Here is a 22,965-nt window from a genome sequence, read left to right on the forward strand (position 1 = left end):
TCACCTCCCGTTGGTAGAATTCGATCCATTCTAGGCCTTTGTCAGAACGTGAGCGACCAAAAAGTCGGCCAGCGGCGCCGCGTCATCAAGGCCGAAGTGGGGCACATCGTTATAGAGGACGGTATCGGATACGACGGCGAGCAGCTCTTCCTTGCCGCATAAGGGCCGGTCGCAGACGGCCTGGCGGAAGACTTCAATTTTACGTTTTCCCTCCCGTTTATAACCTTCGGTAAAGATAATATCTACGCCGTCTACGAACGACACAACTTCGTCAAGCGTCAACTCCTGCTCAACTTTTTTAATCATGGCCATCTTAGCGGGCGACGAAATGCAGACCACGTCAGCGCCGGCCTGGGCGTGCCGCCAGGTGTCCTTGCCCGGTCTGTCCATATCAAAGCCATGGACGTCGTGTTTGATCGTGCCAACTTTATAGCCGCGCCGCTTCATTTCCCGAATCAGCTTTTCAAGGTAGGTGGTTTTGCCGCAATTAGACCTGCCTACGATGGAAATCACCGGAACCATAAATCTCCTCCAATTTTTTGCAAGTTGTATATTTAGTTCTCCGTTTCCTGCTGCTGCCCTGCCATGGAGCGGATAAAAATTCGCTGCTGCCAGGTATAATAATAGCTGATGCCTGGCAAAAGGATTCGGCTGGAAAAAAGCGAATATCTTATTTAGAAAATTTTGGGACGAGGTGATTGCATGACGACCTTACGCTTTTTGGGCCATGCTTGTTTCGAACTGAGTGACGGCCAAACAACGATTCTGTTCGACCCTTATCTGGCAGATAATCCCTTTAAAATTGCCGGTCCGGACGAAGTAAACTGCCAGTATATTCTCGTTTCCCACGGCCACTTTGATCATCTTGGCGACGCGGTGCGCATTGCCAAGCGTACCGGCGCTACCGTCATTTCCACGGCTGAAGTGGCCCGTCTCTGCGGTGAACAGGGTGTTAACAGCCATGCCATGCACATCGGCGGCAAGCACTCTTTTGACTTCGGCTATGTCCGCATAACCCTCGCCTTTCATGGCGCCGGCGTTCCTGGGGGTCACGCCTGCGGTTTTATAGTCAATTTCCACGGCACGACGGTCTACTTTGCCGGTGATACCGGCCTGTTCGCCGACATGGAACTGTTGGGCCGTCTGGAAAAAATCGACTATGCCCTGCTGCCCATCGGCGACAACTTTACCATGGGGCCGCAAGATGCCGTGGAAGCAGTAGGATTGTTAAAACCGAAAAATGTCATTCCCATGCACTATAATACCTGGCCGCTCATCGCCCAGTCGCCTGAAGATTTCAAGCGCCAGGTGGAAACACGTTATGGGACGCCGGTACATATTATGCAGCCCGGCCAAGTTTTAACCTTAAAATAATTCGCCATTTTCCCACATACTAAACAAACGAAAAAAGGTGATAAACTTGAGCGCTATCGCACGCATCGCAACAGTAGGCAGCAGTCAACTGGTGGCCGACGAGCTGCTGGAAGCGGCGCGCCATTTTATCCCTGGTCTGGAAGGCCGCGCTTATGCCATAAAGGCTTTAACGGACCATCAGGTTGCCGACCTTTTTATTTGCCTGCCCACCCGGGTGGACGAAGCGGCCCAGAAAATTCCCCGCGACAAAATTGTGGCCCTCGAGCTGGTGCCCGACGCGGCGTTTTTCGTCCAGGTGGCCCAAATTCCGCATGGCGAGACAGTAACGGTGTTCAATAACAATACCGCCCAGGCGGCCAAAATCGCTAAATACTGCCAGGATATAGGCATTAATCAGGTAACGTTTCAATACGCGCCCTACGACGAATTGTCTGAGTCCGAACTTGCGATGCTGCTGCAGGACGCTCGCTACATCATCGGGGCGGAAAAAATCGTCGGCACCGGGTCGGTCCTGCTCAGCCGGTACCGCCACTATCTGCCCCCCGACGTCAAAATCATCGGCGCCCGGCGGGTGGCTACCGCCGACTCCGTATGCGCCGTCATTCGGTGGCTGACCCTTTTTGCCCACCGCCAACTGGCGACAGAAGTGGCCGCCATATCCAATCAGCTAAATTACCAACTCCAGGAAATCACGGCAATTACCGCAGAAGTTTCCCGGTCGATTGACACAACAGCGGCAACCATCCAAAATATCGATAACCATATTGGCCGGCAGATGGCCAGAATCCGGCAAACAGTAGACATTTCCCAGACCTTGGCGGCGGCAACCCATAACATCGGCGGCATCGCCGACACCATCAAGCATATCTCCGGCCAGACCAACTTATTAGCCCTGAACGCCGCCATCGAAGCGGCGCGGGTCGGCGAATACGGGCGCGGCTTTGCCGTTGTCGCGCAGGAAGTGCGCAAACTGGCGGAAGAAAGCCGTAAATCTACTGATACCATTCGTCACTCTGTCGGCGAAATTCAGGGAGTAGTAGCCAATATCGTCCCCGCCCTGACGGCGCTGTCCGACGATATGACGACTACCCAGCGACATATTGCCGGCATTGTCCAGGCATCCCGACAAGAAAACAATTCACTCATGAAAATAGCGAAATCCCTGGAAAGTATCAGTGGTATCAGTGATAAACTGCTCGGCTCTGTTGAAAAGCTGCTACACGTCTAAGTCAAGCGCAGAGCCACTGTAAAAGCTCTTAAACAAAAGGCAGTCAACCATGGTCGGTTGATTGCCTTTTATTTTTTACCTATTATTTAGTTGCATCTTCCCGGCTCGGGCAGAGACCGTTCAGCGGACAGACGTCGCAGGCCGGCTGGCGGGCCTTGCAAACTTTGCGGCCATGCCAGATAAGCCAATGATGGGCGTCCGCCCAGTCCTGCCTGGGTATGACCCGCATCAGCCCTTCTTCTACCTCACGGGGCGTTTTGCCTTTGGCCAGCCCCGTCCGGTTGGCTACCCGAAACACATGGGTGTCGACCGCAATGGCCGGTGTACCAAATAATTGGCTTACAATTACATTAGCAGTTTTGCGGCCTACTCCCGGTAATTTTATTAAATCTTCAAAACGGGTGGGAACTTCCCCGCCATAAGCACGGCAAAGTATCTCACAGGTGGCAATGATGTTGCGGGCCTTACTGCGGAACAGGCCGCAGTCCCGGATATATTCCTCCAGTTTATCCTGCCCCAGCGCGAGGATTTTGGCTGGCGTATTGTACTGCGGGAAAAGGCGGGCCGTAATGATGTTGACCCGCTCGTCGGTGCACTGAGCGGATAAAATCACGGCGATCAAGAGTTCAAAAGGCGTTGAATAGTTAAGCGCCGTCGTCGCGCCCCGGTAATGTTCCGCTAATATCGCCAGCATTTGCTGCTTTACCACTTTGGTCACACGCATACCCGTACCTCTCCAGTTGACCGAATAATATCATATTACTACAAATTTAGTATGAGCGAAATAGTCGCATATAGAAAAAAAGACCTGGCTGCACCAAGTCTAAGATAGCGTTTTTACCCTACATAAAAAGCTGCTGCTGGTCGGCCGGTATTTCCGGCAGGCGCTCAACGGGCCGCTTACAAAACCGGGTGAGAAAAATCCCGATCTCGTAGAGGGCCAGCAGCGGAAGCGCAAGCAGAATTTGCGACAGGACATCCGGCGACGGCGTAATGATCCCCGCGATGATAAAAACGCCCAAAATCGCATGGCGTCGCTTGGCCCGCAGTTTTTCCGCCGTCAATATCCCCACGGAGGTCAACAGCATGATGACCAGGGGCAGTTCAAACATTATCCCGAAAACCAACAGACACATAAGCACAAACGAAATAAAACGCCCGGCCGAGAGCAGCGGCTGCATCTCCAAGGTGGCAAAGTCCAGTAAAAACTGAATACCGACCGGCAATACGGCATAATAGCAGAAGGCCGCACCGCCGGTAAACAGCCCAAAGCTGACAACGGTGAGTAAAACATGGGTAGTAGGCGTCAGCCCCTTCACCCTGGCGCGCACCGTGCCAATCAGCAGATAAAGTAGTAGCGGCAGGGCAAGGACCAGGCCGATTGTCAATGCCACCTTGATTTTAGTGACAAAAGCTTCGGCCGGGCTAACAAAAATCACCTGTCTGACCATCCTGAACATGTATTTCATGGCGCCGTCGGCCCACCAATAGCCAAGGGCGCTGGTACCGGCCAACAGCATGATCAACCATAACAGACGGCGGCGGGCCCGCGCAATGATGTGGCTCAGCAGGCTGTAAAATTCCTGGCTTTCCATCTTAGCCTGCTCCTTTTAGGCGCTTAGGCCGCTGCGCTGAACCGCGACGCTTGGAGCTGCCTCCCGGGTCGTGACCGGACAGACGGCCAGGCAGGAATAGCAGCGCGAACACTCGCTATGGTCCACTGCCAGGCTTCTCATTTTTTGCTTGAGCAGGTCCTTTATGCTTTGCGGGTAGTCCTCATACCGCCCGGGGCGGTCAAGCAAATCAGGTACGCCCAGCTCAATAAGGGCTGTCAGCACCGCCGGGTCGGTTTTAAGCCGGTCATGCCCGCCATGATGCGGCCGGTTATCCATGGCACAGGCCTGTTCACAACGGCTGCAGCCGGTACAGCGGTCCCAGGGCAAGCGGATTTTAAGCAGGCTGAAGCGGGAAAAGAGGCCTAAGAGGGCCCCAATCGGGCAAAGCACTTTGCACCAAAAACGCTTGCGCACCGTATCCAAACCGGCGGCCAACGGCAGCACGGCCGTCTCCAGCCCTATATTTAACCCCTGCAGACCGACACTGCGGCAAGTCGTGCCTATCGGGCAAAGAGCACAAAACGCGGGATAGCGCAGCATGCCGGCGGCGAGCAGCGCCCCGCCCAGCACGCCATACTTAATGTGACGGTTATCGGGACTTAGGAGCGCCGGTGGTACCTTGTTACGGGCCAGCCGCAGCCGGGACAGCGGTTTACCCAGCCAATCGAGGACGGCGCCGAAGGGACACACCCAACCGCAGAAAACCCGGCCCAAAAGCACGGTGACAATCAGAAGCAAACTGCCCGAAATAACCGTCCCCCACAGTATCTCTCTTGCCCCCAGCGTCAACTGCAGCATGCCTAACGAGCAAGTGAAATTAGCGCTGCCGCCCAGGCGCACCGCGCAAAAAGCACCGGTCAAAACCACAACAAGCAAAAGAAAAAAGACAACTTGACTGACAGTACGCGCCAATTTCAGCTGTTTGGGCGTCATGTTTTTATCCCCCTTATTGCACACCGCCTTTGGCGGCACAGATGCAGCGCAACATTTCATACCTGGCCTGTTCATCACTCAGTCCCAATTCGACGAGGTCAAAATTCCCCGTCCGGCTTGCCGCGTCTTGTTCCGGCATTTGTACCCGGCTCGCCGGCAGGCAGGTATAATCGCCGGTATAGCAGCCCAGTTGCCCGCGCAGCGGCGATGTCAGCCGGTCGGTACGGCCGGTGAGATGGTTATGGATGGCGTAGGCTACCTCCTTGCCCGAACCGACGGCTTTTACCACCGTGTTGACCGGGCCGCCGCAGTCGCCGGCGACGAAGATGGCGGACAAGCCGATTGCTTGACCGCCGGTATGGGCGATAAACGGCCCGTTCCGCGTTATGCCGGCGTCAGCCAGACAGGCCAGATCAGGGGCCTGGCCTATGGCCACGATAACCGTATCATATTCCGCTTCCCGGCATTGGTCAGTCAATACCTTAGGCGGCCAGCGCCGACCTTTGGCATCGTAGGGACCGGGCACGACCGGCGCGTAGCGCACCGCCGCCACCCGACCGTCACCGCTGAATTCGACCGGTACGGCCAGCTCCTTAATGCGCACCCCTTCCGCTTCGGCGCCCGCGATTTCGTGCACGGTAGCCGGCATTTCGAACCGGTCTTCAACACACATCATATCCACCTGCTCAGCCCCTAACCGGCGGGCCGTCCGGGCCGCATCGACCGCCACGTTGCCGCCGCCTACGACAAGAACGCGACGGCCAACCTCCACTGCTCCACCAGTTGCTGCCTGGTGGAGAAACGCCAGCGCCGGCATCACGCCCGGCAAGTCCTCGCCCGGGATGCCCAGGCGACGGCTGGCGCCGGCGCCAATTGCCAACAACACCGCGTCATACTGCTCTTTTAGACCGGCAAGAGTAATCTCCCGCCCCAGTGCCTGGCCGGTTTTAAGCTCCACGCCCAGGGCGATGATGGCCGCGACTTCCGCCGCCAATACCGTCCGGGGCAAACGGTAGGCCGGTATGCCATAAGCTGCCATCCCACCGGCGGCGTCATTTTTTTCATAGACCGTCACTTTATGGCCTAAGCGGGCCAGAAAATAGGCCGCCGCCAGACCAGCCGGCCCGGCGCCGACAACCGCCACTTTTTTACCGGTTGCTGGTCCCGGCTTGAGGGTAGGATGGGTCAATGCCTTGACTAACGAACCAGTCCGCCTGACTGCCTCGTCGCCGGCATAGCGGTGCAAACTTTGCGAATAGACCGCCTCGTCAAAATTAAACCGTTTGCAGTTTTTTTGACAGGGCGGCTCTTCACAGACATAGCCGCATGTTAAAAAGAGAGGATTATCATGCCGGCCCAAGGCTATGGCATCGCCGAATTTCCCCATTTGCATAAGGGCAATTGTCCCCGGCAAATCCACGTTGGCCGGACAAGAATTGACGCAGGGACTTAGCATAAGCTCGCTGCAGATGCTGGCCGGACACCGTCCGGTGCCATGGGCGGCAAACTCGTCCGGCCATAAGGCCATTGCCGTTTTAAGCGGCCGGAGAGCGGCGCAGCGGCTGGGACAATCCGGGTTTTGGCTGCCGGCGATCCGGGCCAGTTCGGCCACATCCCGCGCGGTTCCTACCGAAGTGGTGAGGCGTTCCAGCAGTTTGACCGCTTCGGCCGTGGCGGCGGTACATACCTGGCAGCCGGCCTCTTTAGAATTGAGCAGCGTAACGTGGTTGTAAACCAGCAGCAGACGGACGACATTGACTAGGCAGCTACCTTCGTCAAAGACCATAATTTCCTGCGACTGGCTGACCGGCTGCTGCAGCTCCGCCTCACCAGCAAAATGGCCAGCTGCCCCGCCGACTAGTATGGCTTTTAACAAAAACCGGTTTGTCGCCATTCCCCCGGCATAACCAAAGATAATATCAAGCAGATTATGGCCGGGTTGGACGGAGTAGGCGCCGGGCCGCCGTACCTGGCCCTTGACCGTAACTTCAAGCAGGACTTTCTGGTCCACGGCTGATCACCTCCATAACTGAATACTGTACTTTTTGACAAGTCTGGCCGTATACAGCGCAACTTCAAATAAGAGATAAAGGGGCAGCGCGAGCAATAGCTGCGCAGCAAGGTCTCCTCCTGGCGCAAGCAACAACGTGAGGCCGGTCAATAACCCGAAACAAGCCTTGCGCTGGCCGGCCACAAAGGCCGGCGATACAAGGTTGTACCGTAGCAGGACAAAGAATAAGAGGGGCAGATTAAAGGCAAGGCCGGTATAAACGAGAAAAGAAACAATAAAGTTCAGATACTCTTCCCCGGCAATTAACGGCATCATGCCGGCAGGGGCGAAGGCAAGCAAAAAGTCCATGACCCGTGGCAGCAGCACAAACAGGGAGTAAACCGCCCCCAGGCCAAAGAGCGCCACGGCCACTGTCCCGCCAGACAGAAGCACCGCCTTTTCCTGCCGGTATAAGCCGGGAGCCACAAACCAGACCAGGCTTGCGGCAATGGCCGGGAACGCCAACACTAATCCTAAAAGTATCGCCAGGCGGATATGAAGGTACAAGCCGTCGATGGGCCCGAAATAAACAATATTGGCGACAGGCAGCACTTTCTTCAGAGTTATAAACAGGGACGGCGCCAGGCAGTAGCCGATCGCGGTGGCAATGAGCAACGAAAGCAGGGCAACAATGATCGCCTTGCGCAGATCTGTTAAATGTTCGACCAGGCTTAGCCGTGTTTGGTCCACCGCCGTCACCGCCCTAGCAGTTTGTCAAGCAGCGACTTTTGCTGCTGGAGACAATATTCATGACAGGCTTCAAACATTACCTGATGCCGGCGCAGCGTTTCACCGACCGCCAGCAGGCGGTCGCGGTCGCATTTTAGCGCCACGCCGCAGTTAGGGCTGATGTCTTTCGGCCCCGGTATCAGTTCGACCGTGAATCCCTCCCGGGCCAACACTTTCTCGGCCTGAACGGCATGTTGGGAGGAATAAAAGGTTATAATTCCGCAAAGCAAACTCATAGACCGCACCGTACCTTTTCCGCGATTTGGCTTAAGGCGTTAAGCGTCTGGTCGATCTCCGCCGCAGTCGTAAATGGGCCGACGCTGAGCCTGACGGTCCCTTGGGGAAAAGTCCCCAGCGTTTTATGGGCCGCCGGCGCGCAATGCAAACCCGTTCTGGTCATAATGCCGAACACGCGGTCCAGCACCAGACCGACTTCAGAACAGACCATGCCGGCCATATTTATGGAGATAACCCCGGCATTATGCGCCGGCGTTCGGGCGCCATATATGGTTATACCCCGGATATCCTGCAGCCCGGCTATAAGTTTCGCCATCAGTTCCCGCTTATGCCATCTGATGCCGTCCAGGTCACCCGCGTTCAGCTTCGCCACGGCGGCGCCGAGACCGGCGATTCCGACGGCATTGAGCGTACCGCTTTCCAGCTTATCGGGAAGAAAATCGGGCTGGTATTCCGACTCGGACAAACTGCCGGTGCCGCCATAAATTAGCGGCGGCAGCTCAACCCCTTCCCCGATAACCAATCCCCCCGTCCCCTGCGGCCCACCAAGGCCCTTATGACCGGTAAAGGCCAGAAAATCTATATTGTCGTCAGCAACGTTAATCTCTTCGCTGCCCGCCGTTTGCGCGGCATCGACGGCAAAAAGCACGCCTGCTTCCCGGGTAATGCGGCCCACCTCGGCAATCGGCATGATCGTACCGGCCACATTGGACGCATGGGTCATGACCACCAGCCGCGTGCGAGGGGTTATAGCCCGCCGCACCGCCTGCGGTTCAAGCTGGCCGGTACTGTCACAAGGGACAACGGTCAGATGAACGCCGTCCTTTTCCAACCGGCGCAACGGCCGCATAACGGCATTATGCTCCATACTGGTTGTTATTACATGGTCGCCTGGTTTCAGACAGCCAAATAATACCATGTTTAGCGCTTCAGTGGCATTTTTGGTAAAAATCACCCGCTCGGGCGCGGCACAGAAAAATAGGCGGGCGATATTCTCCCGGGCATCAAAAACGATCCGGGCAGCGGCGGCCGACATGGTGTGGCCCGAGCGGCCGGGATTGCCACCGGCTGCGGCCAGATACTCAGCCATCGCCGCCAGCACGGCCGGGTCCTTCGGCCATGACGTTGCGGCATTATCAAGATAGATTGGCATGGCGCACCTCGCTCACCCCTTGGCAGCGCTGAAAGGCAGACGCTTGGCCCCTGCTGCCGTTACTTTGATGGCTACCGGTGTTACCGGACAGGCTTTTACACAGTTCATACAGCCGGTGCATTTCGCCGGGTCGACCTGCACCAGCCGTTTGCCCGGCACTTTACTGATGGCCCCGGTTGGACACGGTTTAATGCACTTGTCACAGCCAACACATTCTTTTTCTAAAATCACCGCCGTGCCCATTTTCGCTGCTTGCGGCGCTATGGGCGTGAGCGCCCCGCTGGGACAGACCTGGGTGCATTTCATGCACAGCGTGCAGCCCGAGGCCAGCACCGGTGTGGCGGCGTTGCTCCAGCCATCACCTAAGTGAGCCGAAGCCAGCGCTTTTTCCGGACATGTGTCGATACACTGGTGGCAACGCAGGCACAAATACCGAAAGTCCGCTTCCGCCACCGCGCCCGGCGGCCTTACCAGCTCGGCATTGACTGGCAACGCGCCGGTGGCGCCGAAGGCAGCCGCTGTGACAATTGCTGTCCCTGATATTTTTAAAAAGGTACGCCGTGTGACTTGCAAAAAAGTCACCTCCTTGCTAGGGAAGCAGTTTGCTGACAAAGGGGTACAGCCAGTATGTGTAAACTACCGCGCCGGCATAAAAACCACAAAGGTAGACGCGGGCGCTTTTATTGCCCGACGCCGCCATAACGTGCTGCCGCAGGGGACAGCCATTGACAACCGTCGAAAGATAGCCAATCCCCAGGCCCCCGGCGATCGCCGTCACGGCGGCGTAAGTTAGAATCATGCCACCCGGCAGCCGGATACCTTTCACGGTGTTGTCCAGAGCAGCCTGCACAACAAGCAGCAGCTCGTCCGGAATCATGCAAGCAGCAAAGGCATAGTAGTCACGGGCCAGTTCGATCGCCGTTTTGGCTTTTTCCCGGTTATACCAGGGATAACCGGGAGTATCGCCGCCCAAGGCATTTACCAGGGGAAATAAAATGGCCGCCGTAAGGACAAAACTAAATAATCCCTTTAGCAGTTCAGTGTCGCGGACCAAAACATAATCACGCAAGCCGCCGATAAAACACATCCGCGACCGTTGGGCCATATAGCCAATAATAAAACCGAAAAGCAGAGAAATAAACGGCGTCAACATCGTTTTGCCCTCCAGCGCATGACCAGCGTAGCCGCCGCCGTGCCCAGGAAGACGGCGGCGGCGCCGGCGGCGCCAATAAAATCGCCGTAGGCGGCCCGGAGTAGCAGCCTAGCTGGACAAGCCATGATTACGAGCCCCAAAATCATTATTGCCATGCCGCAGAAAAAGGCGGTTACCGGCGGTTCAATCCATTGGGTCCTGTATTCGTCATGGGACCGGGCTGCATACCAGGCGCCCAGCACAATACCAACTACTGTTAACAAAGGCCATGTTTGCGATGCGGCAGCGACGATCATTTCCCCGCCGGTAAGTTTGGCGGCAAACCAAATAATCAGGTCCCGGCCATGGCAGACCACGCACAGCCCGTAGGCCGGCGGCGGCTGCATTGCCAGAAACGCTTGGGCGCTCACCGCCAGCGCCGCCGCCGTCGCCCCCATTACCACCGGCGTTATTCGACGCATTGCGACCCCTCCTCATAAGACGGGTATGCCAGTTGGCGCTACTGGCCAACTGGCATGTCTTTGTACTTATTTTAAACCCTGTACGACCGGCACGAGGTCTTCCAGGCCCAGTTCTTTCAACTTGGCCTCACCGGGCAGGCTGGTTTTGACATCCCACCCGCGCTTGGTGTAATACTCGTCGAGAATTTTCTCCTGCGTTTCCGGTGGCAGAATCGCCCCTTTCTTCGGACCTACCGTGAAAGCTTCGGTAGTGAACCGTTTGGGCACATAGTCGTCGGCGCGGCGGAAACCTTCCCGGACGTTGAATACCTTTTCCAGATTCCAAATGCGTTCGGCCACCTTGAAAAACCCGGTGTCATCCAATTTCCAGCCGGTGATAACATTGAGGGCTTTCTGGTATAGAGCAGTGCCGATTCCATAGTAGGGGAACCGGCAAATTACCAGTGTATCGCACATGGTGCGGCGATGCTGTTCTTCCACCGTCGGCCCGACCTGGTGGCAAGCGCCGCGGTTGGAGGTGCCGTACACGATTGCAAAGCCATGGTTGGCGGGAATGTTCCAGGCCGCCAGCTCCTGGCCCTTAATCTGAATGGCATACTTTTCGGCGTCTTGGCCGAATTTAGCGGCCGCTTTTTTAACCCCCTCGGCCAGGATGTCGCCGACGCCTTCCCGCTTGGCGATTTTCTGCTGGATTGCCAACATGGCCTCAATATTACCCCATTTCATATCAATGCCGTCCAAATCGGCCCGGGTTACAATTCCCTTTTCGTAAAGCTCCATCAAAAAGCCAAGAATATTGCCGGTAGTGATGCTGTCTAAACCGAGGTCATCGGCCAATTCAATCGATTTCATCATGCCGCCAAGGTCGGTTACCAGGCAGTTTGAGCCATGCATCGTGCCCGTTTCATATTCCGGCCCCTCGGCAATGGTGCCCTTGTACGGCCCACTGGTTACCTGGCCGATTTTCATGCAACGCAAAGGACATTGGTAACAGGAGCGGTGCTTAACCCAAAACTCTTTTTCCGAGATGGGAGCGCCGATTTTATCGACTTGTTCATAAGTACCTTCCCGAAAATTGCGGGTAACGTGCGTACCCGCCTGGCTGGAGGCAATCAGCATGGATGCGGTGCCCCAGCGGCGCCATTGGTCATAGGCATTCCAGCTCTCCAGAGCGGCAAACATTTCCTTGCGCAGCTTGATCATGCCTTCCGGATCGGCAACCGGAACAACATTGGTACCACGGACGGCAATGGCTTTGAGTTTCTTCGACCCCATGACGCAGCCCACGCCGGAACGGCCGGCGGCCCGGGATGACTCACTGATAATGGCCGCAAACTTAACCAGGTTTTCGCCGGCAGGACCGATGTAGATGGTACGGAATTGCGGCCCTAGTTCTTTTTGCAGCAGCAAATCGGTTTGGTTGGTGCTCTTACCCCACAGATGAGCCGCATCTTTAATGTCCACTTTGGCATCGTCGATAACAATATAAACAGGTTTATCACTTTTACCGATGATGATGATGCCGTCATAACCGGCGAATTTCAGTTCCGGCGCAAACTGCCCGCCCATACACGACCAGGCTACCGTGGAGGCATGAGGATACGGCGAAGACAGCGGTGAAGTGTTGGCCGATTTGGTGCAGACGGTGATACGGGATGGCCCGGGAATAGCCGTCCCGGTCAGCGGCCCTGTCCAGAACATCAGTGGGTTTTCCGGACTGAGCGGGTCGAGCCCCGGCGACTTAATACGGTCCCAGAGATACTTTGCGCCCATGCCGCGGCCGCCGACGAATTTTTCCGCCAGCTTCATGTCTGTATCAATCGTAGTTATTTTTTTACTGGTTAAATCAATTTCTAAAATCTTTCCCATATATCCGTTCGGCATTATGATCTCCCCCCCTTAGGCTTTATAAAGGTTTTTGCCTACGGCGCGGGCGATGTCGGCCGGCTTGGCAGCAAAGTACTTGCCGTCCTGATAGACCGGCACAATGGACAGCGCGCCTTCCCGGCAGGACTTCACGCAGGTCGGATCACCGCCGCACAGATCGCAAATACCGACAACTACTTTTTCGTCTTTGCTTTTACGGATGACGCCGACCCGGTCTTTAGCGCAGGGCTCGATACAGGCCCAGCAGGCGATGCATTTCTTTTCGTCCAGGATGACGGCGCCGGTCGTCTTATCCTTGGATAAAGCCCCTACTTTTTCCGGACAGGCTTTGATACAGGGCGCATCGCCGCACTTGGCGCATAGTGAGGGCACGTCAACCGGCGGGTTGAAATAATAGACCTTGATGCGGCTGCGGCTCAAATCAGGTGTTTTGTAGTGAAAGAGCGCACACTCCGCTTCACAGATGCGGCAGCCGGTGCATTTGGCATAGTTTACGGCAATATAGCTGGGGACCTTGATTTTTTTCTCGCCCGTTTGCCTGCTACTATCCGGTTTGGCCGGCGTCGAGCTTCCGCCGCCCTTGGTGGCAACGCCGGTAATTACCGAACCGACCGCTGCCCCGGTTACGGCGCCGATAACAAATTCCCGGCGGGTAAAGAACATGTACTTGCTATCCTGTTCATTTTGGCCTTCAGGCTTTTTTTCGTTTTCACTCATACCAGCATACTCCCTCCCCTATCTTTCTCGCCCTTCGGGACTTTTTTAACCCGCTTTTTCAGCTCTTGATTGATGCACATCCTGTTCTTCCGGCTCTTGAGTACTTTTGCGAAATTCGCGAATGGTTTTGCCAAGAGCCGAACCCATTTCCGGTAATTTCGACGGTCCAAAAACAACGAGGGCAATAATGAGAATTAAGATGAGTTCCGGCATACCGAGGCCAAACACCAAAACACCCCCCAATAAAGGAAAAATACTACTGTATTAGACGCCTAGCGGTCGGAAGGCTGTAGTTTTTACAGCAAATAAATTTGTACTATCATATATTCATAAAATTTGGAAATAATACCAAAAAAAATATATAAAAATATAAAAAGAAGCCGCTTTGGCTTCTCTAAAACATTTATCCAGTTATATTTCTACTTTTTATGCAGCAAATAATCAAAGGCTACCAGGGCCGCCTTAGCGCCGTCGCCGGCGGCAATGACAATTTGTTTATCCGGCCCGTTGGTAACATCGCCGGCGGCAAACAGGCCGGGCACGCCGGTACGGGTGCGACAGTCGGTCACGACCTCGTTAAACTCGTTAAATTCCAAGCCAGGCACTTTCATGGCAAATTCCGTATTGGGTATCAATCCGACTTCGACAAAAACACCGTCAACGCTAAGTTCAATATTCTCTTTCGTATCCATTTTTTCAATGACAAACTTTTCGACCATTTGGCTGCCATCAATATTCTTGGCAATATAACCCTGCAACTCTTCGACGTTGGCCGCCACTTTCATTTTGTCGACAACAATGGGATCGGCGTTATAAGGCCCCCACGAAACAAGATATACTTTGGCAGCGACGGTACTAAGTTCGATTGCCGCCTGCAACGCCGAATTACCGCCGCCGACGACGGCAACCCTTTTCTGCGCAAAGAGCGGGCCATCGCAGGTTGCGCAATAGCTGACACCCCGGCCGGTAAATTCGATTTCCCCGGGAACGTCAAGCCGGCGTGGTCGCTTTCCCGAAGCGATAATGACCGTTTTACCCTGGTATATGTTTTCTTGGCCGAGGACCGTAAAAATACCGTCCGGGTTGACTTCAAGGCCAATGACCTCTTCATAATGAATATTAACCGGGAATTGTCGGACCTGTTCTTCAAATTTGACCATCAGCTCCGGTCCAGTAATAAATTGATAACCCATATAATTTTCGATTTCCCGGGTCCACATCGGCTGGCCACCAAATTCTTTAGTTACGACAATGGTATTCATTTTTTTCCGCGCGGCGTAAACCGCCGCCGTCATCCCGGCCGGACCGCCGCCAATTATGATTAAATCGTACATTTATCCTCACCTTACCCTTTTTGATAATAAAATATTGTATAACTTGCATCCTGACTAATAATCTGTTAGTATTTTTACATCCATTTCCATTCAGAAAAGAGGTGCTATCGATGATTACACCGGAGATGATCGCCCGGATTAATGAGCTAGCCCGCAAGCAGCGCAGCTGCGGACTGTCCGAACAGGAAAAGACGGAGCAAGCCACATTGCGCCGCCAATATATCGACCACATCAAAGCGCAAGTTAAAGAGCAACTAGATCGTCTCAAAACCCAGCAATGCGGCCACACTCACGATTGCCACTGCGGCTGTCATCACCCCCATTAATAACAGAATATTCTCTAAGCCCGAAAGGAGTGCAGTCATGGGAAATCTTCCCCACCGCCAAAGCGCCTCCTATGTGGCGCTTTTAGCGGCCGGTCACTTTTTGAGCGATTTTTATGTTACTTTTTTACCAGGTTTGCTGCCGGTTATGATTGAAAAACTCGGTATGTCGCTTACTCTCAGCGGCCTACTCGTTATGGTATATTCCTTTGCTTCGAATATCGTACAACCCATCTGTGGCTATTATATCGACAAGAGCGGCTATACTTGGCTAATTTTGTTGACGATCCCTGTCAGCGCCGTCTTTATCTGTCTGTCAGGACTGGCGCCCAGCCCGGCGATACTTTTTGCCTTCATTACCCTGTCCGGCTTGGCGTCATCCCTGTTTCATCCCCTAGGCTCGGCTTTGCTCGGTAAAGTGAGTTCCGAACAAAACAAAGGGTTAGCCATGGCGGTCTTTATCGGCGGCGGTAATTTCGGCGTCGCCGCCGCCCCGGCCATCGTCATTTTCTTTCTCATGCGATACGGGCCGGAAAACCTGCTCTGGCTGGCAGCACCAGGACTTTTACTTACCCTCGCTTACTATTTCGCTGGTCTGCACCGCATCCGGCTAATGCCTGCCACGACCGCCGGCGCCGCACCGCCGGGAGCAACATGGTACCGCTCTGGCCGACTACTGGCCCTCAATATTGTAATGGGTCTGCGCGCATGGCCGCAGGCCGCTCTCCCGAATTTTTTACCGGTGTGGCTGGCTCAGCAAGGCCATTCACCAACCATTGCCGGCTCGCTGCTCACGATTTTTCTCCTCGGCGGGGCTCTGGGCAGTGTAGGCGGCGGCTATATAGGGGACAAACTGGGCCGAAAAGGTTGTATTATTGGTTCACTAGCCTTATGTCTGCCGGCTATGTACCTGTTTTTAACCAGCGTCGAACTCTCGCCGTTAACCTGGGCAGCTTTGTTTGTCAGCGGCGCTGCGCTGCAGGCGACCCTGCCTTCTTCCATTGTCTGGGCCCAGGACCTGCTCCCGTCTAATGCCGCCATGGCGTCAGGTATGATGCTGGGCCTATCCTTCGGCTTGGGTGGCGTGGGCGCCGCCGCCACCGGCGCGCTGGCCGACGTCATCGGTCTCAAACAAGCCCTGCTCTGGACAATAGCGCCGGTCACGCTGGCCATTATCCTCACCTATTTTATTCCCTCAACTCCGGCCGCCACTTTCACCGGCCGGAAAACCAGCACTCCCCGCTGGGAAAGTCAAAGTTAAACTTTCAATTCAATATTTCTTTAGGAAAAAACCGAAGGGCCAGGCCCTTCGGTTTTTCTTTGACAACGCTTTAACTTTTGGGGACGTACGTTTCGCAATCTGTATCAGCCGTCTTGGCCGCGTTGCGCCCAGTCACGGTAATACTATTCGCATGGCAGTAGTTGCCTGTTTCCCAAAACTTGCAATTGGCCACAAAACACTCTACATTAGGCGTGATCTGTTTACCATCGTACAGGCCGGCGGTTATGACGCCGCCCCAGTTAGCGTTATGCAGGGCACCAACCATATCGCCAATCGTTTTGCGGTGATGGAACGACTTGCAGCAAGTGTCGGCAGAAGTTTGGGAAGTGCCGGTTGTTTCGTTGTTATAAACGCTAATCTTGGCTGCCCCGCACTGATTGCCAGGCATATGATGGGTACATTGCTCAACGGTGCACTTAACAACCGGGTTGGACGTTGACATAAGACTAGATCACCCCTTTGTTTTTTCTTATTATTTGTAGCATAACCCCTTTTTTATCCGGGCAGTTTTTACCTAAATAGTAACAAGCGATGTCGCGGTTCGGCTATCGTAGCCACAAGCAGGACAGAACAAAAGATGGACGCATTGTTTGTTCGGCAGGCCGTAATTAAAACTGTCAACATCTAGATAAGGACTATACGGCCCAAGATAGTTTTCCAGTGCGCCGCCATCTACCATTTTGCCCCCGCAACGCGGGCATCGCTGATCAATATCCGCCATCCCATTGCACAACGGACATACAGTTTCCATAAAAACCTCCATTTTTGGTAACCCGCGTACCTTTGCAACCGTCGCCGCATATTTTATATTACAGAGGATCTTTACATGCGGAGGTGGCCCATGTGTTTCCCCTACCGAAGCAAACAAACGGAGCCAATCAGTTTTTCTTTTGGATAATTATGGGTCTTTTGGGCCTTTGGCTATTTAGCGGCCTAACCGCCTTCAAGCTATCCACCACGGCCCTGCTAACAATGCATTATATTATGGAAATTTCAAGCATCATTCTAGGGTTTATCATCTTTTTTATCACGTGGTACGGAACTAACCATAACGTGGGAATGCAAGCTTGCGCTATAAGCCTCGTCGCACTAAGTACGAGCATTTTTGAAATCGGCCACGTACTTGCCTATCCCGGTATGCCCGGGGTCACCGCTGAAACGCTTGAGCACCTGTGGATCACGTACTCGCTGGTCGCCCGCTTAATCTGGGGTTTTGGCCTGTTGTATACCATGACGCTCCCGGCGACAAACGGCACATTCGCCTATTATCCCAATAAGACACTCCTCTACTCTACCTTGCTCGTCGTCGCCGCCCTGATGGCCAACGTCAGTTTCAATAATACCTTATCGCCCAGCCTGTATATTGACCGCTATGACCATCCGCTTGCTGTTTTGGGCCGCGTTCTGGGTTTAGTTGCCGACGCCGCCGCCCTTATTATTCTGCGCCGCTACCACCCAAATCATGTGTCCCGCAACTTCCTGCAAATGGCCTTGGTTTTCAGCTTTCTTGCCGATTTGAGCTATCTTTTTTCCAACCAAACTCCCTTTGTTCTCAACGTATCGTCACACCTTTGCAAAGTTCTCAGCTACTATTACTTGCTGCGGGCAATCTTTGTCGTCGTAATTCAAAAACCCTATGAAGAGATAATGAAATTTAAGGATGAGATGGAAGAACTAGCCGCAAATAACGCCAAGCTATATCAAGAATCGGAGCAGCAACGCAACCTGATTGAGGATACATTGGCCAAGATCGGCACAATCATCTCTTCTCAGCTTAATCTTAAAGACACGCTTGATGCCATTGCCGATATGGTGGCCGACATGATGCGCGCCCGGCAGAGCTGTATTGCCCTGCTAACAAAAGACCATTCCGTTCTGCAAGTCGCCGCCACCTATGGCATCAACACACCGCCGGCAGTCATTCCTCTGCAGTCCAGTCTCGCCGGGCAAGTCCTTGAAAGCAAGACAGCATTATATATCGATGACTTGACACTTCACCCCGAACTCTTCCGGCCGCAGCTCATCTTTTCAAATATCCGTTCCATGATCTGCGCTCCGCTTGTCAATGACCGGGAAGTGATTGGCGTAATCGAGGCCTATAGCAGTGACAAAGCGGCTTTTACCGAACGGGATGCCCTGTTTCTCAAAGCGCTTGGTGCATACGCCGGTGCGGCCATTGCCAGCGCCATGCTTTATGAAGAAACCAAGCTGCGGCTGGACGAGGAGAAGTTTCTCTACCAAATCGCTCAGTCCGCCGCTTCTACCATTGACACAGATACCATAATGGCCCAATGCACCACTCATACCGTCAACGCGCTTAACGCCGATATGGGTATCGGCTTTCTGCTTGGCAGCAACGGGCGAATATTATCGGCCAAAGCAACGGTCGGCATCGACTGCACCATCACGGACGTTGAACTGGCAGCTTATCCAAAACTGGCCGAGTTAACTTCAACATTTAAGCCGGCTGCTACTACTATTGATGCTTTTCCCCTCCTGTCCCAATCATGCGATAAAAATACCATTAAACACCTGCTCATTTTGCCACTGTCGGTGGACCATCGCCTGTTAGGTGTTATCATCCTGGGTTGGCGGGGTTTTGTCGCTCCGGACCGGCTGGAACGGCTGCCTTTTGCGGCTCTTATGGCTCAACAAATCGCTTTGGGCCTCGAAAAAGCAAACTTGTATAATCAGGTTAAAGCCATGGCCCTTGCTGATGGGTTAACCGGTCTGGCCAACCGCCGCAATTTCGACCTGTTCTTAAAAGCCGAACTCCGTCGCTCATTCACTTTGAAGCGCCCTCTGAGTTTAATCATGTTTGACCTTGATAAATTCAAGCATTACAATGACACATATGGCCATCTTACCGGCGATAAACTGTTGGCCCAAATTGGCGAAATCCTTCGCCATAATGTAAGAAGCATCGACCTGCCGGCCCGGTATGGCGGAGAAGAGTTTAGTATTATCCTGCCGGAATGCACTAATGCCGAGGCGTTAGCCATAGCGGAAAAGCTGCGCCAGATCGTAGAGGAAACCCATTTCCCCGATAACCTCGGCGCCTTTACCGCCCGGATTACAGCCAGTCTAGGTGTAGCAACCTACGACCCTGCCATAACATCTGGCGGCGTTCCTGACATGGAAGACCTTATTGCTTGGGCCGACAAGGCTCTTTACCAGGCAAAACAGCAAGGACGCAACCGGGTATTCAACGCCCCCCTGGTCCAATAGCAAAATAGCGCTGACAGCTACTGCTCGCCCATGCTTTAGTCAGACACCCGGAAGGTCTGGTTCTGCCAGGTACTTCCGGGCCTATTTCAGGGTGGATCGTCACTTCTTAAAATAACAAGGCCTCCCGGGCAGTTCCGGGAGGTCTTCGATTTTCTTTAATGCCGTTCAGCTAAGAGTCAACGATCTTTTACTTAAGATTTTTAAAACTTAATATTGTATTTGTTAAGTTTTTGGTAAAATCCTGAGCGATGAATACCCAACAGTTTCGCTGCCTTGCTTTTATTGCCGCCGGCTTCTTCCAAAGCTTTATAAATTGCTTGTTTTTCCGTCTCTTGGAGTATGCCGGCTAAATCTTTGGCTTTTTCGTCCATATCCTTTGCTTTTTGTGACTTTCGCACTACCGGCGGCAAATGTTCAGGCAAAATATATGCCTCCTCGTCGATCAAATTTACCGCCCGTTCTAACACATTTTCCAGTTCTCGCACATTGCCAGGCCACGAATATTCCATAAGCAATTCCATAGCTTCCGGCGATACACCTTCGACCCAGTGTTGCATATGATGGTTTATTTTTTGTAACAGGGCTTTGCACAAGAAGGGAATATCTTCTCTGCGCTCCCGTAGTGGCGGGATGTGGAGAGAAACAATATTCAACCGGTAGTATAAGTCCTGGCGGAACTCTCCACGCTCAATCATGGCTTCCAGGTCGCGGTTGGTCGCGGCAATAACCCTGAAGTCTATTTTATTGGTTTTAGTACCTCCTACCCGCTCAATTTCATGTTCCTGCAACACCCTTAACAGTTTGGCCTGCATGGTAAAACTCATATCCCCGATTTCATCAAGGAAAATTGTACCGCCGTTGGCCAGTTCAAACTTTCCAGGCTTACCTCCTTTGCGCGCGCCAGTGAAGGCCCCTTCATCATAGCCAAACAGTTCTGCTTCCAGCAAGTTTTCCGGCAAAGCGGCGCAGTTTATCTTGATAAAAGGGCCATGGCACCGCGGGCTGGCATTGTGGATGGCGTGGGCGAACAATTCCTTGCCGGTCCCGCTTTCTCCTAAGATAAGCACAGTAGAATTGCCTTTAGCGGCCTTAAGGGCGATGGTTTTCAACCAGTCCATTTTATCACTGCTGCCAATAATACTTTCTATAGTATATTTTCCACCATGGACTTTGCGCAGCTCCTCTTTGTAGTATTCCAGTTCGGACTGGAGTGAGCTGAGTTTGCGGGCTAAAACTTTAAAATCTTTCACATCTTTGAACAATACTTTGCCTACCGCGCCAACTATTTCGCCATCCTGAACAATGGGCTTTCTGGTTACAACAACGGTATTACTGCCAATACGCTGCACTTCGCCAATTTCCGCTTTACCAGTCTGGGCAACAATATGCATCCGGGTATTTTGAATCACTTTCGTCACATGTTTGCCAACTACTTCTTTGGCATCTACACCGAGGAATTCGCCATAAGCCTGGTTCATCATCGTAATGTAGCCGTTTTTGTCTACGGCGACGAAGCCTTCAAAAATACTTTCGATGGCTGCCTCTAGCATACTTTTCAAATTTTTTACATCCTCCAGTTCTGCAGCAACAGACTGGAGTTCGGTTATATCCTGGAAAATTGCCACTGAACCGATTATTTTATGATCGCGAAAAATGGGCGACCGGTTGGTAATAATCTGGCACCTGCCAATATGTTGCCTTTGATTGAATTCAGCAACACCAGTCTCTAACACTCGACGTAAACCTGAATTCGGAATAACTTCCTCAACAAAACGGCCGATGACGTCCTCAGCATTAAGTCCGGTGATATACTCGGCAGCAGGATTGAACAAAGTCACTACACCTTCGGCATTGGTAACAATAACACCATTGCACACCGAATCCAGAACAGCCTTTAACTCTTCGGCCAAAAAAGTTGAACGTTCCGATAAATACTTTACCAAATCAGTACGGGTGATTAAACCGATCGGGCGATTCTCAGCATCAACAACGGGAAACCGCCCATACTTATAGATCTTGTTTTTCTGTTGCAGTTCACTAATAGTTGCATTAGCCGGCAAAGTAAACACATCGGTTGTCATAACCTCAGCCACAGTCCGATTATCAAAATTATTAGCAGCCAAGGCCGCAACCAGATGCGACTTAGTCATCAGGCCCACTACTTTGCCGTTGGCATCCACCACGGGCGCGCCGTCAATTCGTGAGTTGTGAAATATTACTGCTGCCTGCTGCAGCGACATTTCCGGGGTCAGTGTCACAACATTGGTGCTCATCAAATCCCGAACACGCACCTTGAGCCCCCCTCTAAATAGTTTTAATAATATATATAATTAGACGCAAATATCCAAAAACCTTTACTATGTTGTATATTTTTATGGACACACAAACAAAAAACCTATCCTAAAAAATGGATAGGCTTATTTGCATGTCGTTGCAGCAATTTAATCAGCGACAAAACCGTTTACTTCTCAGCTGTCGGTACACTCAAACGAGAGTACAAACCCCCGCATGCCAACCGGCAGCAGGGGTAGGTGAACCATCCAAAAATTAACTCCCTAGAGCGTGCATGCGCCGTCTACATATCATCTATACATCACATCCAGTTGCCGCGAATGTACGGATATAGCCAATAAATCGCGTCGGCACCCCACAGAAGTCCCAATACCCGCGTTAAGAAGCCTGCTTGATTTTTTTGAACTCCTCAATCAGGATGGGCAGAACTTCCAGGACATCCCCGACAATACCGTAATCGGCCACTTTGAAGATCGGCGCGTCCGGATCTTTGTTGATGGCGATTATAACATCCGAAGAGGACATGCCGGCTAAATGCTGGATGGCGCCGGAAATACCGCAGGCAAAGTATATTTTGGGACCTACCGTTTTTCCGGTTTGGCCGACCTGATGCAGCGCAGGCTTCCAACCGGCGTCTACGGCCGCACGGGAGGCACCGACCGCGCCACCCAAAACTTCGGCCAGTTCTTCGACCAACTTGAAGTTTTCCGGAGCACACATGCCGCGGCCGCCGGATACGATTATTTCCGCTTCTTCAAGGTTGCAGGAAGCGGTGCATACCTGAATGATATCGATAAGCTTGGTGCGAATGTCTTCCGGTTTCACCTTGCTGGCAACACGGATAATTTCGCCGGTCCGCGAGTAGTCGGGAACGGGCCGCTTGAATACTTTCGGCCGTACCGTACCCATTTGCGGGCGGTGATCCGGACACAAAATGGTCGCCATAATATTGCCGCCGAACGCCGGGC

Annotated in this window: 24 protein-coding genes; 5 read left to right on the top strand and 19 right to left on the bottom strand. The window is 53.2% G+C overall.

The annotated features are described in order from the left end of the window. Positions 1–30: 30 nt before the first annotated feature. Positions 31–522, bottom strand: a complete 492-nt coding sequence (gene mobB / locus BLQ99_RS10125; RefSeq protein ID WP_093690624.1) for a molybdopterin-guanine dinucleotide biosynthesis protein B — start codon at positions 520–522, stop codon at positions 31–33. 180 nt (positions 523–702) lie between these two features. Between mobB and BLQ99_RS10130 the strand changes: the two genes are divergently transcribed. Both BLQ99_RS10130 and BLQ99_RS15305 read left to right on the top strand, forming a co-directional pair. Beyond that, a complete protein-coding gene (locus BLQ99_RS10130; protein WP_093690626.1) occupies positions 703–1,374 on the top strand; it encodes a metal-dependent hydrolase in 672 nt (223 codons plus the stop codon). A 46-nt stretch (positions 1,375–1,420) separates the two neighbouring features. After that, positions 1,421–2,602 (top strand): methyl-accepting chemotaxis protein, encoded by a 1,182-nt coding sequence (locus BLQ99_RS15305; protein WP_281240887.1) that lies wholly within the window; start codon positions 1,421–1,423, stop codon positions 2,600–2,602. Between the two features lie 82 nt (positions 2,603–2,684). On the opposite strand, the gene nth is transcribed toward BLQ99_RS15305, so the two are convergent. The 14 genes from nth to BLQ99_RS10205 all read right to left on the bottom strand — a co-directional run bounded on the left by nth (position 2,685) and on the right by BLQ99_RS10205 (position 14,872). Further along, the gene (gene nth / locus BLQ99_RS10140; protein ID WP_093690628.1) at positions 2,685–3,326 is read right to left on the bottom strand and encodes an endonuclease III; all 642 of its coding nucleotides are present in this window, start codon (positions 3,324–3,326) and stop codon (positions 2,685–2,687) included. Positions 3,327–3,444: 118 nt separating this feature from the next. After that, positions 3,445–4,197 (bottom strand): twin-arginine translocase subunit TatC, encoded by a 753-nt coding sequence (tatC, locus tag BLQ99_RS10145; RefSeq protein WP_093690630.1) that lies wholly within the window; start codon positions 4,195–4,197, stop codon positions 3,445–3,447. A gap of 15 nt (positions 4,198–4,212) precedes the next feature. Beyond that, positions 4,213–5,151 (bottom strand): 4Fe-4S binding protein, encoded by a 939-nt coding sequence (locus BLQ99_RS10150; RefSeq protein ID WP_171904652.1) that lies wholly within the window; start codon positions 5,149–5,151, stop codon positions 4,213–4,215. A gap of 13 nt (positions 5,152–5,164) precedes the next feature. Further along, positions 5,165–7,162 carry an FAD-dependent oxidoreductase gene (locus BLQ99_RS10155; RefSeq protein WP_093690634.1) on the bottom strand — a complete coding sequence of 666 codons (1,998 nt, stop codon included), beginning with the start codon at positions 7,160–7,162 and terminating at the stop codon, positions 5,165–5,167. Positions 7,163–7,168: 6 nt separating this feature from the next. Then, entirely contained in the window at positions 7,169–7,891 is a 723-nt protein-coding gene (gene tatC / locus BLQ99_RS10160) for a twin-arginine translocase subunit TatC (RefSeq protein WP_171904653.1), read from the bottom strand. 5 nt (positions 7,892–7,896) lie between these two features. Then, positions 7,897–8,166, bottom strand: a complete 270-nt coding sequence (locus BLQ99_RS10165) for a putative Se/S carrier protein (RefSeq protein ID WP_093690638.1) — start codon at positions 8,164–8,166, stop codon at positions 7,897–7,899. Beyond that, the gene (locus BLQ99_RS10170; RefSeq protein ID WP_093690640.1) at positions 8,163–9,320 is read right to left on the bottom strand and encodes an aminotransferase class V-fold PLP-dependent enzyme; all 1,158 of its coding nucleotides are present in this window, start codon (positions 9,318–9,320) and stop codon (positions 8,163–8,165) included. The genes BLQ99_RS10165 and BLQ99_RS10170 overlap by 4 nt, the downstream gene beginning before the upstream one ends. A gap of 12 nt (positions 9,321–9,332) precedes the next feature. Next, entirely contained in the window at positions 9,333–9,893 is a 561-nt protein-coding gene (locus tag BLQ99_RS10175) for a 4Fe-4S dicluster domain-containing protein (RefSeq protein ID WP_093690642.1), read from the bottom strand. Positions 9,894–9,909: 16 nt separating this feature from the next. After that, the gene (locus BLQ99_RS10180) at positions 9,910–10,473 is read right to left on the bottom strand and encodes a hypothetical protein (RefSeq protein ID WP_093690644.1); all 564 of its coding nucleotides are present in this window, start codon (positions 10,471–10,473) and stop codon (positions 9,910–9,912) included. Beyond that, on the bottom strand, positions 10,467–10,934 hold the full coding sequence (locus tag BLQ99_RS10185) for a hypothetical protein (RefSeq protein ID WP_093690646.1): 468 nt from the start codon (positions 10,932–10,934) through the stop codon (positions 10,467–10,469). The genes BLQ99_RS10180 and BLQ99_RS10185 overlap by 7 nt, the downstream gene beginning before the upstream one ends. A 66-nt stretch (positions 10,935–11,000) precedes the next feature. Continuing rightward, entirely contained in the window at positions 11,001–12,818 is a 1,818-nt protein-coding gene (locus BLQ99_RS10190; protein WP_093690648.1) for an aldehyde ferredoxin oxidoreductase family protein, read from the bottom strand. Between the two features lie 15 nt (positions 12,819–12,833). Further along, complete coding sequence (locus tag BLQ99_RS10195; protein ID WP_093690650.1) at positions 12,834–13,538, bottom strand: 4Fe-4S dicluster domain-containing protein; 705 nt, start codon at positions 13,536–13,538, stop codon at positions 12,834–12,836. Positions 13,539–13,583: 45 nt separating this feature from the next. Next, a complete protein-coding gene (locus BLQ99_RS10200; protein ID WP_093690651.1) occupies positions 13,584–13,766 on the bottom strand; it encodes a twin-arginine translocase TatA/TatE family subunit in 183 nt (60 codons plus the stop codon). A 191-nt stretch (positions 13,767–13,957) separates the two neighbouring features. After that, positions 13,958–14,872, bottom strand: coding sequence for an NAD(P)/FAD-dependent oxidoreductase (locus BLQ99_RS10205; RefSeq protein ID WP_093690653.1), 915 nt, complete (start codon positions 14,870–14,872; stop codon positions 13,958–13,960). A 110-nt stretch (positions 14,873–14,982) separates the two neighbouring features. On the opposite strand from BLQ99_RS10205, the gene BLQ99_RS10210 reads away from it, so the two are divergent. Next, positions 14,983–15,198 (top strand): DUF896 domain-containing protein, encoded by a 216-nt coding sequence (locus BLQ99_RS10210; RefSeq protein WP_093690655.1) that lies wholly within the window; start codon positions 14,983–14,985, stop codon positions 15,196–15,198. A gap of 37 nt (positions 15,199–15,235) precedes the next feature. Further along, a complete protein-coding gene (locus BLQ99_RS10215; protein WP_093690657.1) occupies positions 15,236–16,456 on the top strand; it encodes an MFS transporter in 1,221 nt (406 codons plus the stop codon). A gap of 70 nt (positions 16,457–16,526) precedes the next feature. Here the strand turns inward: BLQ99_RS10215 and BLQ99_RS10220 are convergent, their stop codons facing one another. Then, positions 16,527–16,919 carry a DUF1540 domain-containing protein gene (locus tag BLQ99_RS10220; protein ID WP_093690659.1) on the bottom strand — a complete coding sequence of 131 codons (393 nt, stop codon included), beginning with the start codon at positions 16,917–16,919 and terminating at the stop codon, positions 16,527–16,529. Positions 16,920–16,991: 72 nt separating this feature from the next. Next, on the bottom strand, positions 16,992–17,228 hold the full coding sequence (locus tag BLQ99_RS10225) for a hypothetical protein (RefSeq protein ID WP_093690661.1): 237 nt from the start codon (positions 17,226–17,228) through the stop codon (positions 16,992–16,994). A 92-nt stretch (positions 17,229–17,320) separates the two neighbouring features. On the opposite strand from BLQ99_RS10225, the gene BLQ99_RS10230 reads away from it, so the two are divergent. After that, positions 17,321–19,705, top strand: coding sequence for a diguanylate cyclase (locus BLQ99_RS10230; RefSeq protein WP_093690663.1), 2,385 nt, complete (start codon positions 17,321–17,323; stop codon positions 19,703–19,705). A 200-nt stretch (positions 19,706–19,905) separates the two neighbouring features. On the opposite strand, the gene BLQ99_RS10235 is transcribed toward BLQ99_RS10230, so the two are convergent. Together BLQ99_RS10235 and BLQ99_RS10240 are read right to left on the bottom strand one after the other, a co-directional pair. Then, complete coding sequence (locus tag BLQ99_RS10235; RefSeq protein WP_093690665.1) at positions 19,906–21,996, bottom strand: sigma 54-interacting transcriptional regulator; 2,091 nt, start codon at positions 21,994–21,996, stop codon at positions 19,906–19,908. A gap of 379 nt (positions 21,997–22,375) precedes the next feature. Then, positions 22,376–22,965 (bottom strand): electron transfer flavoprotein subunit alpha/FixB family protein (locus BLQ99_RS10240; RefSeq protein ID WP_143005896.1); only part of this gene is annotated, 590 nt, incomplete at its 5' end.

It is taken from the genome of Sporolituus thermophilus DSM 23256, from assembly GCF_900102435.1.
Taxonomy (GTDB): domain Bacteria; phylum Bacillota; class Negativicutes; order Sporomusales; family Thermosinaceae; genus Thermosinus; species Thermosinus thermophilus.